15 protein-coding genes are annotated in these 13,472 nt (G+C 62.5%); 8 read left to right on the forward strand and 7 right to left on the reverse strand.

The genetic code is table 11. The features are described 5' to 3' along the window. Nucleotides 1-78 precede the first annotated feature (78 nt). Nucleotides 79-1,116 (forward strand): class II fructose-bisphosphate aldolase, encoded by a 1,038-nt coding sequence (gene fbaA, locus R4P64_RS24530; protein WP_045064096.1) that lies wholly within the window; start codon nt 79-81, stop codon nt 1,114-1,116. A gap of 80 nt (nt 1,117-1,196) precedes the next feature. Here the strand turns inward: fbaA and R4P64_RS24535 are convergent, their stop codons facing one another. Next, nucleotides 1,197-1,982 carry a nuclear transport factor 2 family protein gene (locus tag R4P64_RS24535; RefSeq protein WP_317823078.1) on the reverse strand — a complete coding sequence of 262 codons (786 nt, stop codon included), beginning with the start codon at nt 1,980-1,982 and terminating at the stop codon, nt 1,197-1,199. A 123-nt stretch (nt 1,983-2,105) separates the two neighbouring features. Here R4P64_RS24535 and R4P64_RS24540 point away from each other — a divergent pair, with 123 nt between their 5' ends. The 3 genes from R4P64_RS24540 (at nt 2,106) to R4P64_RS24550 (ending at nt 4,668) form a co-directional block, all read left to right on the forward strand. Beyond that, complete coding sequence (locus R4P64_RS24540) at nt 2,106-2,522, forward strand: DUF3151 domain-containing protein (RefSeq protein WP_033235662.1); 417 nt, start codon at nt 2,106-2,108, stop codon at nt 2,520-2,522. Next, complete coding sequence (locus tag R4P64_RS24545) at nt 2,509-3,654, forward strand: FUSC family protein (RefSeq protein WP_033235661.1); 1,146 nt, start codon at nt 2,509-2,511, stop codon at nt 3,652-3,654. The genes R4P64_RS24540 and R4P64_RS24545 overlap by 14 nt, the downstream gene beginning before the upstream one ends. Before the next feature lie 84 nt (nt 3,655-3,738). Next, nucleotides 3,739-4,668 carry a cation diffusion facilitator family transporter gene (locus R4P64_RS24550; protein ID WP_317823081.1) on the forward strand — a complete coding sequence of 310 codons (930 nt, stop codon included), beginning with the start codon at nt 3,739-3,741 and terminating at the stop codon, nt 4,666-4,668. Here R4P64_RS24550 and R4P64_RS24555 read toward each other — a convergent pair. Then, nucleotides 4,658-5,122 (reverse strand): pyridoxamine 5'-phosphate oxidase family protein, encoded by a 465-nt coding sequence (locus tag R4P64_RS24555; protein ID WP_317823246.1) that lies wholly within the window; start codon nt 5,120-5,122, stop codon nt 4,658-4,660. The two genes, R4P64_RS24550 and R4P64_RS24555, sit on opposite strands and share 11 nt — an antisense overlap. A 64-nt stretch (nt 5,123-5,186) precedes the next feature. Between R4P64_RS24555 and R4P64_RS24560 the strand changes: the two genes are divergently transcribed. Then, the gene (locus tag R4P64_RS24560; protein WP_317823083.1) at nt 5,187-6,140 is read left to right on the forward strand and encodes a YafY family protein; all 954 of its coding nucleotides are present in this window, start codon (nt 5,187-5,189) and stop codon (nt 6,138-6,140) included. On the opposite strand, the gene R4P64_RS24565 is transcribed toward R4P64_RS24560, so the two are convergent. Continuing rightward, the gene (locus tag R4P64_RS24565) at nt 6,137-7,078 is read right to left on the reverse strand and encodes a DUF808 domain-containing protein (protein WP_033235659.1); all 942 of its coding nucleotides are present in this window, start codon (nt 7,076-7,078) and stop codon (nt 6,137-6,139) included. The two genes, R4P64_RS24560 and R4P64_RS24565, sit on opposite strands and share 4 nt — an antisense overlap. Before the next feature lie 239 nt (nt 7,079-7,317). On the opposite strand from R4P64_RS24565, the gene R4P64_RS24570 reads away from it, so the two are divergent. Further along, nucleotides 7,318-7,998 carry a class I SAM-dependent methyltransferase gene (locus tag R4P64_RS24570; protein ID WP_033235658.1) on the forward strand — a complete coding sequence of 227 codons (681 nt, stop codon included), beginning with the start codon at nt 7,318-7,320 and terminating at the stop codon, nt 7,996-7,998. Nucleotides 7,999-8,021: 23 nt separating this feature from the next. Here R4P64_RS24570 and R4P64_RS24575 read toward each other — a convergent pair whose 3' ends face one another. Further along, complete coding sequence (locus R4P64_RS24575) at nt 8,022-9,452, reverse strand: MFS transporter (RefSeq protein ID WP_317823085.1); 1,431 nt, start codon at nt 9,450-9,452, stop codon at nt 8,022-8,024. A 58-nt stretch (nt 9,453-9,510) separates the two neighbouring features. On the opposite strand from R4P64_RS24575, the gene R4P64_RS24580 reads away from it, so the two are divergent. After that, nucleotides 9,511-10,008, forward strand: coding sequence for a winged helix-turn-helix transcriptional regulator (locus R4P64_RS24580; RefSeq protein ID WP_045064086.1), 498 nt, complete (start codon nt 9,511-9,513; stop codon nt 10,006-10,008). Between the two features lie 39 nt (nt 10,009-10,047). Here R4P64_RS24580 and R4P64_RS24585 read toward each other — a convergent pair whose 3' ends face one another. After that, the gene (locus R4P64_RS24585; protein ID WP_033235656.1) at nt 10,048-10,857 is read right to left on the reverse strand and encodes an SDR family oxidoreductase; all 810 of its coding nucleotides are present in this window, start codon (nt 10,855-10,857) and stop codon (nt 10,048-10,050) included. Further along, a complete protein-coding gene (locus tag R4P64_RS24590) occupies nt 10,854-11,549 on the reverse strand; it encodes a hypothetical protein (RefSeq protein WP_317823087.1) in 696 nt (231 codons plus the stop codon). Before R4P64_RS24590 ends, R4P64_RS24585 begins: the two co-directional genes overlap by 4 nt. Before the next feature lie 121 nt (nt 11,550-11,670). On the opposite strand from R4P64_RS24590, the gene R4P64_RS24595 reads away from it, so the two are divergent. After that, complete coding sequence (locus tag R4P64_RS24595; RefSeq protein ID WP_033235815.1) at nt 11,671-12,336, forward strand: TetR/AcrR family transcriptional regulator; 666 nt, start codon at nt 11,671-11,673, stop codon at nt 12,334-12,336. 894 nt (nt 12,337-13,230) lie between these two features. On the opposite strand, the gene R4P64_RS24600 is transcribed toward R4P64_RS24595, so the two are convergent. Further along, nucleotides 13,231-13,461: a hypothetical protein gene (locus R4P64_RS24600; RefSeq protein WP_146153428.1), complete on the reverse strand. Its 231-nt coding sequence runs from the start codon at nt 13,459-13,461 to the stop codon at nt 13,231-13,233. Nucleotides 13,462-13,472: the final 11 nt, after the last annotated feature.

Raw genomic sequence — 13,472 nt, forward strand, 5'->3', positions numbered from 1 at the left:
CCATACTGCTAGGACCACACGAAGCGCTTTATACATCGTCGAGCGCTCCGAACGACACGTAAATGGAGGACTCCCGCCGTGCCTATCGCAACTCCCGAGGTCTATGCCGAGATGCTGAGTCGGGCCAAGGAGCATTCCTTTGCCTTCCCCGCTATCAACTGTGTCGGCTCCGAATCCATCAACGCAGCCATCAAGGGCTTTGCAGACGCCGGCAGTGACGGCATCATCCAGTTCTCGACCGGCGGTGCCGAGTTCGGTTCCGGTCTGGGCATCAAGGACATGGTTACCGGTGCTGCTGCACTCGCCGAGTTCGCGCACGTGATTGCCGCCAAGTACGACGTCACCATCGCGCTGCACACCGATCACTGCCCGAAGGACAAACTGGACACGTTTGTGCGTCCACTGCTCGCCATCTCGCAGGAACGCGTCAACGCCGGCCGTAACCCGCTCTTCCAGTCCCACATGTGGGACGGTTCGGCTGTCCCGATCGACGAGAACCTGGCGATCGCCAAGGAACTGCTTGCACTGTCGAAAGCTGCAAACATCATCCTCGAGGTCGAGATCGGTGTTGTCGGCGGCGAAGAAGACGGCGTCGAAGCCGAGATCAACGACAAGCTGTACACCTCGAAGGAAGACTTCGAGAAGACGGTCGACGCTCTGGGCGTCGGCGAGCAGGGCAAGTACCTCCTCGCTGCCACCTTCGGCAACGTGCACGGTGTGTACAAGCCGGGCAACGTCAAGCTCAAGCCCGAGGTTCTCGACGAGGGCCAGCGCGTTGCCGCAGCGAAGCTCGGCCTCGCTGCCGGCTCGCAGCCGTTCGACTTCGTGTTCCACGGTGGATCGGGCTCGCTGAAGTCCGAGATCGAGGATTCGCTGAACTTCGGCGTCGTGAAGATGAACGTCGACACCGACACGCAGTACGCGTTCTCGCGTCCGATCGCGGGACACTTCTTCACCAACTACGACGGCGTCCTCAAGGTCGACGGTGAGGTCGGAAACAAGAAGGCTTACGACCCGCGCAGCTACCTCAAGAAGGCCGAAGCAGGCATGACTGCTCGTGTCATCGAGGCGTGCAACGACCTGAAGTCGGCCGGCCGCTCGGTGTCCGGAGGCTAGAACTGCTCGATCGAAAAACTGTGCGCGCCCACGAAGTCGACGACTTCGTGGGCGCGCACAGTTGGTTATGGTTCGAGTGTTTAACCGGTCTGGCTCGGGTCGCAGACCTTCCAGGTTCCGTCCTGGCGTTCCAGATCGAAGGTTCGCCACGACCGTTCCCCGGTTGCCGGGATGCTCGCCTCAACCTGGGCGATAGCGGTGTCGTCGGTGATTCGGACGGCGTCGACGGCGCTGACCTGGGGAATCGTCTTCTGCGCTACCGCATTCTGGTGGACCTGGGCAAAAGCGTCGTCCGGAACGGACTGGTAGTAGTCGGCGAGAGAACCACACGTTGCGGTGCGCAGTGCGGCAATGTCACCGGACGCGAGAGCGTCGACGTACGTGCTGATCGCCGTTTGGACCTGAGCTTCCGGTGAGTTTCCCCCGCTGCTGCTCTCGGACGAGACATACAGTGCGACGCCGATCGCGGCCACGATGGCGACAGCGGCTGCTCCCGCGGCGATGTACCACCCCTTGCCACCGCGCTTCGCCTGCTCCGGCGCGGCCGGCTCGATTCGAGTGGGAAGAGGCTGCTGCGGCGGAATTCCGGCTGCTACTCCGACGCGCTGCGGCGCGGCGCGGACCGGCTGTGGTGCCTTGGGCTGCGGCGACGGACGTTGCGGCGACTGACGTTGCGGTGCCTGGGGCGGCGGCATCTGGGGCTGCGGTGCCTTGGGAATGGCTACGGTTGCGGGCTCAGGCGCCGGGGGCTTCGGAGATGCCTTGGGGATCGCGACGGTGGCGGGTTCAGTCGGCGTCGAACTTTCCGGCGCCCCCTGTTTTTCCGGCGCTCTCTTTGTCGAGTTGTCGTCTTTCGAGTCCGGCACCGGTCATCCTTCGGTCTGGGGCAATTGACGTCCCCAGCGTAACGATCGGTCGAATCCGGTCGTAACGGCGACCACGGGTGAGGCGGTCCGGTGCCCACGGACCGCAGCGGGCACAATAAGCCCATGACCCAATTCGGTGACCTGCTCGGACCCAAGCCCACTTTGCTTCCCGGCGACGACGACGCAGAATCGGCCCTGCTCAACCACGCTGATCCGGCTCAGGTAGCGGCTGATCATCCCACTGCGTCCATCGCGTGGGCGTATCTGGCCGAGGCCGCATTCGAGAGTGGCGCAACCATCACCGCGTACGCCTACGCGCGTACCGGTTACCACCGCGGACTCGATCAGCTTCGTCGCAATGGTTGGAAGGGCTTCGGGCCCGTCCCGTACAGCCATGAGCCCAATCGCGGTTTCCTCCGTTGTGTAGCAGTGCTGGCCAAGGCCGCGCAGTCGATCGGTGAGACAGACGAGTACGCCCGCTGCCTGGACCTGCTCGAGGATTGCGACCCCAACGCTGCCGAAGCGCTTGGCGTCGGTTAGCAGTTTCCGTCCGAGCGCGTCGAGCATCAAGGACCGCGCTCGCAAGTCGGGGCGCCGGCTGAGAACGTCGGCGCTACCGATTCTTCAATGCGCACTGGCCGCAGGGTTGGCGTGGTGGGTTGCCACCACGGTGATCGGGCACCACGCGCCGTTCTTTGCGCCCATTGCCGCTGTCGTGTCGCTCGGGCTGTCGTTGGGTGCTCGCCTGCGTCGCTCGTTCGAGTTGGTGGCCGGTGTGACGGTCGGCATCGGTATCGGCGATCTGATCATTTCCGGTATCGGCAGCGGCGCGTGGCAGATCAGCCTGGTGGTGGTGCTGGCGATGTCGGTGGCGGTCTTGCTGAACAGCGGCCCCATCTTCTCGATGCAGGCCGGTAACTCGGCTGTGCTGGTGGCGACGTTGATTCCGCCAGGGGGTACCGGCGGAATCGACCGCATGATCGACGCACTGGTCGGTGGTTTGGTGGGCATCGCGGTGGTCGCGATCATCCCCACACATCCCGTGCGACGCGCTCGCAAGGACGCGGCGGCGATTCTCGCGACGTCGTCGGAGGTGCTGGCGTTGGTGGCCGACGGATTGCGAGCCAACGATCCCGAGCCGATAGTGAAGGCTCTCCGCAAGGCCCGCGCGACGCAGTCGGCGATCGACGGATTGCGCACCAATCTCAAAGGCGGGCAGGAGATCAGTCGGATCTCGCCGCTGTACTGGAACACTCGCCCGCGGCTCGAACGACTCATGGCGACAGCCGATCCCATCGACAACGCGATGCGCAACATTCGAGTTCTGTCGCGGCGTTCCCTGACGTTGGTCAGGGACGACGAAATTCTCGATCCGCGTCTGGTGACGCAGGTGGAGAAATTGTCCAAGGCCGTCGACGTCTTGAGGGAAATGATTCTCGCGGAACCGGGGGAGCAGCCTGACCAGGCGGAGGCCGCCCGGGTGCTGCGTTCGGTGGCCAAGGAATTGAAGCCGGCAATTGTGGAGACGGCCGGTCTGTCTGCGACGGTGGTGTTCGCGCAGATCCGCTCGCTGGTTGTCGACTTACTGCAGGTGGCGGGGATGAAGCGTATTTCGGCAATCGCTACGTTGCCGCCCACTGTGGAGAAACCGGCGTACCAGCCTGAACACTGACCTTTGTCCCGCTCACCGAGCAACCCGTTGTATATATGCGAATGTATGCATATGATCGGGAGAACTCAGGAGGTAAGCGGTCATATGGGGTCAGGGCACGGTCATTCTCACGGTCACACGGCGGCAGATTCGGTCGGAGTAGGACCGAGTCCGACGCGCATCCGGAAGATGGTGATCGCACTCGCGATCCTGGTTGCCTTCCTCGTTCTCGAGGCGACCGTCGGCTTGCTCATCGGCTCACTGGCTCTGCTCGCCGACGCCGGCCACATGCTCACCGATGTTGTCGGCATGGCCATGGGGTTGACAGCGCTCCTGCTCGCCAAGAAGGGGAGTACCACCGCTGCACGGACTTTCGGCTGGCATCGCGCCGAGGTCCTCACAGCGATGGCCAACGCGGCCATGCTCTTGGCCGTTGCGGCGTGGGTGATGTACGAGGCCATCGGCCGCATCGGTGACGAACCCGAGATTCCCGGCGGCGCTCTCATCATCACTGCCGCAGTTGGGTTGCTCGCCAACATCGTGGTCATGCTCATGTTGCGCGGCGACTCCAAGGACAGCCTTGCGGTACGCGGCGCCTACCTCGAAGTGCTCGCGGATGCCGTTGGCAGCGTTGGTGTTCTGATCGCCGGCGCTGTGGTCCTACTGTTCGGCTGGACGTGGGCAGACATCGTTGTCGGTGTGCTCATCTCGCTGTGGGTGGTTCCCCGCGCACTCAAGTTGGCGGCCGCGTCGCTGCGCATTCTGACGCAAGCGTCGCCGGCCGATGTCGATGTCGAAACCGTCGAAGCCGATCTGGCCGCACTACCCAACGTCAAGGGCGTGCATGATCTGCACATCTGGACCCTGACGACGGGAATGGACGTTGCCACAGTGCATTTGACCAGCGACGCCGATTCTTCCCACGTTCTCGAATCCGCCCGCGCGGTCTTGGAAAGTCACGGGCTTTCACACGCGACCGTGCAGGTGGAATCGTGCGCCAACGGCGAGCATTGCGAGAAGAACGTCACTTGGTGAACCGGGTGATCTCCTTTCCCGGCTTCCAGAGGTCCACGTACATATGTTCGTCGTCGACCGTCGTATGGACTACCTCGTCGATGTCGAGGACAAAGAGGTGCAGGGGTTTCGGAACCTCGTAGGTATAGCTGGCAAGCACAGTCTCGAACTCCTCGCCGGTCACCTCTCGTGCGGTTCCGGCGATCTTCGCGTCGCCGCCCTCCATCGTGTGCTCGCCGGGATTGCTGTGGAGGGCGTAGCGCCCGTCGCGGATGAGGTCCTTTGCCTTGAGAGCGCCGAACATCGATCCGAGCACCAGACGCCCGTCGAGCATTTCCACCTCGGTGCCACTGACCCGCGGTGAACCGTCCTTGCGCAGGGTTGCGAGCACGTGATGCTTGTGGGCCTTGAATCGAGCTTCGACGGCTGTGGCTAGGGCGGGAACTTCTTCGGAGAACTGCTTCCAGGTGACCATGACGGTCATTCTGCACCCCTATTCCTGACAACTTCTGTCAGTGATTCTCGGTAATGTTCGCTCCATGAGATCCGCGCGCCTGCTTCAACTCATGTTGCGATTGCAGGGCAGTCGAGGAGTTGTAGCCGAGCAGTTGGCCGGCGAGTTCGGGGTGTCGGTACGGACGATCTACCGCGATGTGGCCTCGTTGTCCGCTGCCGGTGTGCCGATCTGGACCGAAAGTGGCCCGGGCGGCGGTATCCGCTTGCTCGACGGCTGGCAGTCCAAGCTATCGGGAATGACAGACGACGAGACGTCGGCGCTGATGCTGCTGGGCGTGCCGTCCATCGCCGCCGATCTGGGCCGGACGGATTCCGCGGACGCCGCGGCCGCAAAACTGCTGGATACGATGCCGCCGAGCCTGCAGAAAGGCGCGCGGTTGTGGCAGGACCGCATTCTTGTGGACGTCCCCGGATGGTTCGGTGGCAGCGACGATATCTCGGCACTGCCGACTATTGCGTCCGCGGTGCTGGATTCACGCCGGGTACATTTCACTTACCGTGACAAACAACGGACGGTTGATCCGCTCGGTCTCGTGATCAAGGCCGGGGTCTGGTATCTGGTGGCACGTCTGGGCGGTCGAACTCTGTCGTTTCGGGTCGGCCGAATCACCGGCCCCGTGGTGTGTGACGAATTATCCGACAGGCCTGCGGATTTCGATTTGGCGATATGGTGGGCGGCATCCATGGCGGAGTTCGACCGTTCGCTGTTGCGTTTCAGCTGTCGGATTCGATTGTCGCCCAACGGTTGGCGAAGACTCCCCGATGCGGTGGGAGTCGAGGCGTCGCGAGTGGTGCCAGGTCCACCTGATTCGGCCGGATGGATGGACGTCGAATTGAGATTGGAAAGCCCTGAAGTTGCGCTCTCTCAGTTGATCGGTTTGGGTGCGGACGTCGAAGTGCTGGAACCGTTGTCGCTGCGCGATGCAGTGTGCGCGGTGGCGGAGCAGATGGCGGCGCGCCACAGGCACATCGACTAGGCCGTCGCCGATCGCTTTGCCAGCACGCTCGTAATGCCCAACTGCGCTGCGACGATCACCGCACCGACCACCAGGCCGAGAGCTGCAGATGCAAGAGTGTTGACGATCCATGCCAGGACTCCGCCGACACCGGCAATATCCTTGACCGCTTCTTCGCCGTGATGAACGGCGTCGTAGAGGGGATGGAAGCCGAGTTCGTCGATGCCGACCAGAAGAATGTGGCCACCCACCCACAGCATTGCGGCGGTGCCGACCACGGAGAGCACCGACATCACGTGCGGCATGCCGCGAACGAGCCCGCGCCCGACCTTGTGAGTGAAACCGGACGACGACTCGGCGATGCGCAAACCGATGTCGTCCATCTTCACGATCAATCCGACAACGCCGTAGACGACAACGGTGATCACCACAGCGACGACGGCAAGAATGATCAGTCGGCTCCAGAAACCTTCACCCGCGATGGTGTTGAGTGCGATCACCATGATCTCGGCCGACAGAATCAGATCGGTACGCACGGCGCCGGAGACAACGGCCTCTTCGTCACGAGGATGCTCGTCTGCGCTCTCGTGATGGTCGCCGTGGCCGAAAATCGCTCCCCAGATTTTGTGGACAGCTTCGTAGCTGAGGTAACAGCCACCCACCATCAGCAGGGGAGTCAGTAGCCCGGGGAGGAACTGGCTGAGCAGCAGCGCGATCGGCAGAATGATCAGCAGCTTGTTGCGCAACGACCCGATCGCGATGCGCTTGATGATCGGCAGTTCGCGTTCGGCCGCCAAGCCGCGCACGTACTGCGGAGTGACAGCCGCGTCGTCGATCACCACGCCGGCAGCCTTGGCGGTTGCCTTACCGGTCGCGGCAGCTACGTCGTCGATCGACGCTGCTGCCATCCGAGCCAGAGCGGCGACGTCGTCGAGCAGGGCAAACAGTCCGCCGGCCATCACAAACCTCCAGTGGAATCAGTGGAAAGGGGTGGCCGGACGGATCCGGTAACGCAGTTGCTTGATCGCACGAAGTCTCTATCCCATGAACGTCGGAGGCGGCGGCAGGTCACCTCGAACGATACCGGCGACTTCGCAGCGTGAGTAGCGCAGACCCGACGTCAACTCTGCAGAGATCGTTGCGTTAAGGGCTTCCGGGCTAGTTGTTCGCGTGCGAGACTGCACAGGGGATCGACCGAATGGGATCGACCGAATGGGGCATCATGCGCGAACCGGACACAGCACAGGTCGCCAAGAGTTTCGACGCGATGGCGACTCACTACGACCGACAGATCGGACGCTTCGAGCGCTTTGCACTCGGTGACGCACGTAGATGGGCAGTCGACAAAGCGCGCGGCCGCGTCGTCGAGATTGCCGTGGGTACCGGCCTGAACTTGCCGCTCTACGGTAAGGACGTCGACTACGTCATCGGAGTGGATATCTCGAAAGCGATGCTCGATCAGGCCCGCGCCAGGGTCTCCGAGGGTGTGAGCACCAGCGTCGACCTTCGGTACGGAGACGTGCAGGAACTGGATATCCCCGACGAGTGCGTCGATACGCTGCTGTCCACCTACGCGTTCTGCACGATTCCTGATCCGGGCCGAGCTGCAGTCGAGGCCTTCCGCGTTTTGGTGCCCGGCGGTCGATTTGTTCTGGCGGAACACGGGCCGAGCACCAATGTTTTTGCGCGGGCCGTGATGAAGGTGGTCGAACCGCTTTTTGTGCGTTTCGGTTCCGACCACCTCACTCGCGATCCCATCGGATACCTCGAGGACGCGGGTTTCCTGATCGACGAAGTGCAGCGCAGCGGACGGGGCGGGGTCGTGTTCCGAGTAGTGGCGAGCAAGCCGGATCCCGAATGGACGGCGTTGGGTCACTGACTGACGGTCCGGACCTTGCCGGACTACTCGACGGGTATGCCTTGCCGCGGCACCGACTTCGTGCCGGCGGTCTCCGAGCTGGCGGTATCCGTGCTGGAGGTGGGAGTCATCCCGAGTGATGCGACTGCGGATGCAACAGCAATTGCGACGATGACCCACCAGGCTTGTCGGAAGGTGCTGTAGTCGACCGCGCTTCCGAGGACTGCGATCAGGATGCTCACGCCAAGCACAGTACCGATCTGACGGCTCATGCTGATGACGGCGCTGCCGGTGGCCGATCGCGCAGCGGGCAGGTCGGCTGTTGCCTGCGAGAGGATGGTGGGCAGAGCGAGGCCGACGCCGATCCCGGTGATGATCCACCCCGGCAGCAGTTGGGTGGCGTAGTGCGGTGTCGTGTCCACCGACAGCAGGACAAAAAGCGTGCCCGCAGCCCAGAGCGCGCTGCCCAGAGCGGCTACTCGGCCGGCGGAGTATTTGCGGGTGAGGGCTCCGCCCACGATGGCAAACAACGGAACCATCATCGGACCGGGAGCGACGGCAAATCCGGTTCGCAGTGCCGAGTATCCCCAGACTTCTTGCAACCAAAGGATATTCGCGAGAAGTCCGGCCGCGAATGTGGCGCTGAACAAGATGGCGGTGATATTCGACCAGGCAAACGAGCGGACTTTCAGGAGGTCCGGCGCGATCAGCGGAGCGGAGTGGCGGGAGTTGCTCCACCAGAAGGCAATCAGAGTGACCGCGGCGAGCGCAAAGGCAGTAACGATGCGCGGGTCTGTCCATCCCCAGTCAGGACCCTGAACCAGTGCGAGAGCAAGAGCGCCGATACCGACGGTGAGGAGTGCGGCGCCGGCCAGGTCCATTCCTGCATCGGGGTCCTTCTCCGCGGCATCCGGGACAAGTCGAACGGCGAAGTAGAGCAGCACGATCCCGATGGGAACGTTGATCAGGAACACCCAGTGCCACGACGCCTCCACGAGCATGCCGCCGACAACGGGGCCGAATGCCGCTGCCGCAGCGCCGGAAGCGGCCCAGATGCGAACGCCGGATTGGCGTTTCGCGGCCGGGAGTGCGTTGATCAGAAGTCCGAGGCTGGCCGGGGTGAGTGCTGCAGCGCCCACGGCCTGGACGATGCGGAATGTCACGAGCATCCACAGTGACGGGCTGAAAGCGCAAGCGGCACTGGCGAGAGTGAAGAGTGCGAGACCGGCGATGAACGCTCGTTTGGGGCCGATGCGGTCAGCCCAACGCCCGAGTGGGATGAGCAGTGCGGCGTAGACGATTGCGTATCCGTTGAGGATCCAGCTGAACTCGCCGAGTGAATGTCCGGGAAAGCTCTTCGCGATGTCGCCGAAGGCCACATTGACGACAAAGAGATCGAGGCTCGCAACAAATGGTGCTCCCGACAGGATTGCCAGAAGTGGGCCCGTCCTGACGGGCTGACTGTTGAGTTCCATAGTCAGGAACCTAAACCCTGGCTATGGCAATGGCAAGTCAGGGAGTAAGGTGATGAGTATGGACGCAGTGCGACTGACCGGAGTCTTGGCGGATCGGGACGCGTGGCAAGCCACGCATTGCTCGATTGGCCGCGCAATGGAAGTGGTCGGCACGAGGTCGGCGATGCTGATCCTGCGTGAGGCTTATTACGGCACAACCCGTTTCGATGATTTTGCGTCGCGGGTCGGTATCACCGAAGCGGTAGCGTCGGCGCGTCTGAAGGATCTCACTGCCGCCGGCATTTTCGAGCGTCAGCCGTACAAGGAGCCCGGGAAGCGCACCAGGCACGAGTATGTGCTCACCGAGATGGGCCGGGATTTACTGCCGGCGGTGCTGGCGCTCATGCAGTGGGGCGACAAGTACCTGCACGGGGGCAGGGGTGGGCCGCTCAACGTTGCCGACGACAGCACTGGTGAACCCGTGACGGTCGACGTGCGCAACCAATCCGGCCACGTCGTGCCACTGGGGGAGTTGCGGGTGTCCGTGAACGGCGCTCGGGTGCGCGGCAACAGCTAATCGTCGAATATCGATTGGCGATCCTGTTGAGCAAGGTGGTCATCGGAGGATTCGGTCGAGATACGCGCGGCGCTGGGTGTCGTCGTAATCCCCGGGTGGCCGGTTGCGGGTGACGACACGCTTAGCGACTTGCAAGAGACGTTCAGGTGCAGCTTCCTCGAGCGTTCCTATCGGTGCCAGCCAGCGCGGGACTGTGACCTCGCGACCTGGTCGGCGTGCAGTGTCGGCGATGGCGCGACCTACCTGTTCGGGTTGCAGCGTGGGTTGCAGATCGAGCGAAACACCAGAGGTGAGTTCGGTGTTGACTGCCGCAGGCATGATCGTAGTGACCGTGACTGCGGTGTGGGCAATTTCGGCGCGCACAGCCCGCGACAGGGCGGCAACGGCGAACTTGGTGGCGCAGTACACCGCGATTCCTGGTGTGGTCACCTTGGCGGCCATTGATGCGACGTTGACGATGTGGCCGCAGTTGCGGGCCAACATGTCGGGGAGGAAGACGTGCATGCCGTTGATGACGCCGCCGAGGTTGACCGCCACCTCCTGATGATGGCCTTCGAGGCTTTGGTCCACGAACGGACCTAGCCGCATGATTCCGGCATTGTTGACGAGCATCCGAACCGGGCCGTCGGCGCTGGCGGCAGCCCAGAACTTTCGCAGACTTTCCCCTTTGGTGACATCGAGATGCATTGACTTGGCATCGATTTCAGCAGCGGTGCGGGCGGCCTCCTCAGTGTCGAGGTCACCGATCCACACTAGTGCTCCCCTGCGAGAAAGTTCAGCAGCAGTGGCACGTCCGATGCCGCGGGCTGCGCCGGTGACACAGACGACGGCCCCGTCGAGTTCGATCATGACCGCACCTCCTCGTTCTCGAAGTGGCGCAACGCAAAGTGGGCGATAGTACGAATCTCACCGGTGTGCATCGTGAGCAACGCTCTACCGAGGTACAGCCCTGGTAGCAACTCGACGATCTCGTCACGGGTGCGTTTGATCGGGAAGGTCCGCACACTCGGATTGCAGTACTCCTCGATGCCGGAGTCCAGCGCGATCACGGGAATCTTGGGAGTGACCAGTCCGACATCGGCGCTGTAGCGAAAGTCGAAGCCCACAATCTCCGGGCCGGCCCGACGCAGGCCGCGATAGAGCGGCGCGATCACCCGCATCGCATAGCGCGCCAACGGGATCAGTCGATTGAACCCCGTACCTGACTCGGCGTTGAACGTCTTGCCCTGCCACGTCGGGTTGATCGCGAGCAGCGGATTGGCCAACGCGGCCTCGGGAACATTGAAGAGTTTGCCCACGATCAAACCTTCGTAGGCACCGTCGAGCTGCGCGGGCCGTGTTCCGGCGGCAAACAACGCGCCGATCTGGTCGCGGCGGTCGGCCCTACTCAGCTCACGTAGGTACCGCCATCCCTCTACTCGCGCTCGACCCGGCGCGTGTTTGGAGAGCTCACGCAACTCGGCCAGTATCGGCCCGATCACCGCTGTGACGGTGGAGGGAAGTTGGGTGGCACCGGTAGCAGCAGGCGGTGTGGGTGACATCGATGAACGTCCTCTCGGTAGCCGATGAACTATTCTGGTACCAAACTGTGCCAAATATGGTCGACAGGTGTCAAGGGCCCTACGCAGCGAACGAGACGAGGCGAATGCCACTATGGCTGTCATGAGTGCCCAGCCTGCGCGGAGCTACGGCGGAATCGATGCCGGCGAGCGGGTGCGGGTTCGCCGCAACCAGCTCATCGACGCCGCGCTGGGAATCATGGCCACTGACCAGTGGCGCACCGCGACGGTCGCCAGGGTGTGTTCCACCGCTGGGCTGAACAAACGCTATTTCTACGAAAGCTTCGACACCCTCGATGCACTGGCGGCGGCCGTCGTCGAGGAAACCGCACGTCACGTAAGCGAGAGTGCCGTCCTCGCGTTCGCAATGTCAGCAAAGAAGTCCCTGCAGGAGAGGGCCTTTCAGAGCATCGACGCTGCGGTGCGAGCCCTGGTCGAGGACCCTCGTCGCGCCAGGGTGCTCTTCGACGCGGTTTCCGCGTCCCCTGCGGTGTTGGCCCACCGGGCCGCGGTCGTTCAAGGCCTCGCGACGATCCTGGTTCAACACGCCCGCGAAGTTCACGATGTAAAACTCGAACGAGACAGCCTGGCCCGAGTTACGCCGGCGTTCCTCGTCGGCGGCACCGCCGAGGCGATCATGAGCTGGCTCAACGGCACTGTCGATATCACCCTTGAGCAACTGATCGATGACCTGAGCACGCTGTGGCTGATCACCGGCAACGGCGCCGCCGACCACGCCCGCCGGCGACTGCCCGAGGAAAAGCCGTGAGCATTGCAGAGGCGATCCGCGTCATTTTCTTACCCAAGGGTGGTTTGCCTGTGATGTGACGGTTGATCCGGCCACCTACGGTGTCCCAAATTGAACTCCGCTGCGCTCCGCTCTGGAAAAGCGCTGATTTGTTTAAGGGATGGCCGCCGCGGCGTTCTCGACAGTCGACTGCTTATCGAGAAGTGTGACTTGATCGCTATTTAAGGACACGATGGAGAGGTCGCCTACCCAGGTGTCAGCCCGATCCGTGGCGAAGCGAGTGCGCCTTCTGTCACGGAAACGTAAGTGCCGAAACGTATCCGATGAATCACCCGTGCAGCCTGCATTGTGGTGAGGCTCGATCAAAAGTTCCATGACCACCCGAAAATTCAGGTGGAGGATGACCGCTCGAGGCAATCTTGTTTGTCCATGGCTGCCGCGCCGCCGCTTCGCGCTGGCTTGCCAGCGGATATACAGTCGACTGTCTCGACGACCGAGTTCGCGTTCGCGCTCAATACCACCGAAAACCCTTGACGCTGGTGGTTAGCCCCATTGGGTGTTCATCTTGTTCGCGAGCCATTCTGCGTCCGTCTGGACCATCGGTCCGTGCAGGCAGTAGTGGCCGCCGTTGTCTTGGACGTAATGGGTGTAGCACTTGTTTTCGTATCCACCGTGTCCTGCGATGCGGGGCCCTGTAATGAATCAGGCGGTGTTGGTCTCGGTCATGGTGGTTCCTTCCGGAGAGTCCGTAGAGTCGCTCCCCTCGACACGGTGTTCGGGGCGACTTGTGCGACGACTTTCTTGGCCGCTCGGGGAGTGAAACACCCCTGAAACACCTTAAGCAGTTTGGGGAGGAACCTGGCTTGATCAGTTCGTGGCGGCGAGTTGGTCGGTGTCGAATCTTTCGTGGCGGGGCTATGCGGTCGAGGTGACGACGGGTGGCGTCGAGTTTTGGGCGATCGTTTCCCAGCTGAGGGTGGGGTCGGCGAGTTTGCGTCGGGCGGTGTCTTTGACGTTGTGGGGGAGATCGGAGGTTGCGATGAACTGTTCGAGTTCGGCAAAGAGGTCCGGCTCGAGTGAATATTCTTGGAACCTGTCCGAAATGCCTCTTGAATCGAACGAACGTTCGAGTATCATTGTGGTCAAGGGTGGGGAGG

The sequence above is a fragment of the Rhodococcus sp. IEGM 1366 genome, assembly GCF_033142425.1.
GTDB lineage: Bacteria > Actinomycetota > Actinomycetes > Mycobacteriales > Mycobacteriaceae > Rhodococcus_F > Rhodococcus_F globerula.

Coding starts and splice junctions, on each gene's coding strand:
- R4P64_RS24580 (WP_045064086.1), top strand. CDS start 9,511: ATGGACGCAGTGCGACTGACCGGAGTCTTGGCGGATCGGGACGCGTGG.
- R4P64_RS24595 (WP_033235815.1), top strand. CDS start 11,671: ATGAGTGCCCAGCCTGCGCGGAGCTACGGCGGAATCGATGCCGGCGAG.
- R4P64_RS24585 (WP_033235656.1), bottom strand. CDS start 10,857: ATGATCGAACTCGACGGGGCCGTCGTCTGTGTCACCGGCGCAGCCCGC.
- R4P64_RS24565 (WP_033235659.1), bottom strand. CDS start 7,078: ATGGCCGGCGGACTGTTTGCCCTGCTCGACGACGTCGCCGCTCTGGCT.
- R4P64_RS24590 (WP_317823087.1), bottom strand. CDS start 11,549: ATGTCACCCACACCGCCTGCTGCTACCGGTGCCACCCAACTTCCCTCC.
- R4P64_RS24555 (WP_317823246.1), bottom strand. CDS start 5,122: ATGGTCACCTGGAAGCAGTTCTCCGAAGAAGTTCCCGCCCTAGCCACA.
- R4P64_RS24560 (WP_317823083.1), top strand. CDS start 5,187: ATGAGATCCGCGCGCCTGCTTCAACTCATGTTGCGATTGCAGGGCAGT.
- R4P64_RS24570 (WP_033235658.1), top strand. CDS start 7,318: ATGGGATCGACCGAATGGGGCATCATGCGCGAACCGGACACAGCACAG.
- R4P64_RS24575 (WP_317823085.1), bottom strand. CDS start 9,452: ATGGAACTCAACAGTCAGCCCGTCAGGACGGGCCCACTTCTGGCAATC.
- R4P64_RS24550 (WP_317823081.1), top strand. CDS start 3,739: ATGGGGTCAGGGCACGGTCATTCTCACGGTCACACGGCGGCAGATTCG.
- R4P64_RS24540 (WP_033235662.1), top strand. CDS start 2,106: ATGACCCAATTCGGTGACCTGCTCGGACCCAAGCCCACTTTGCTTCCC.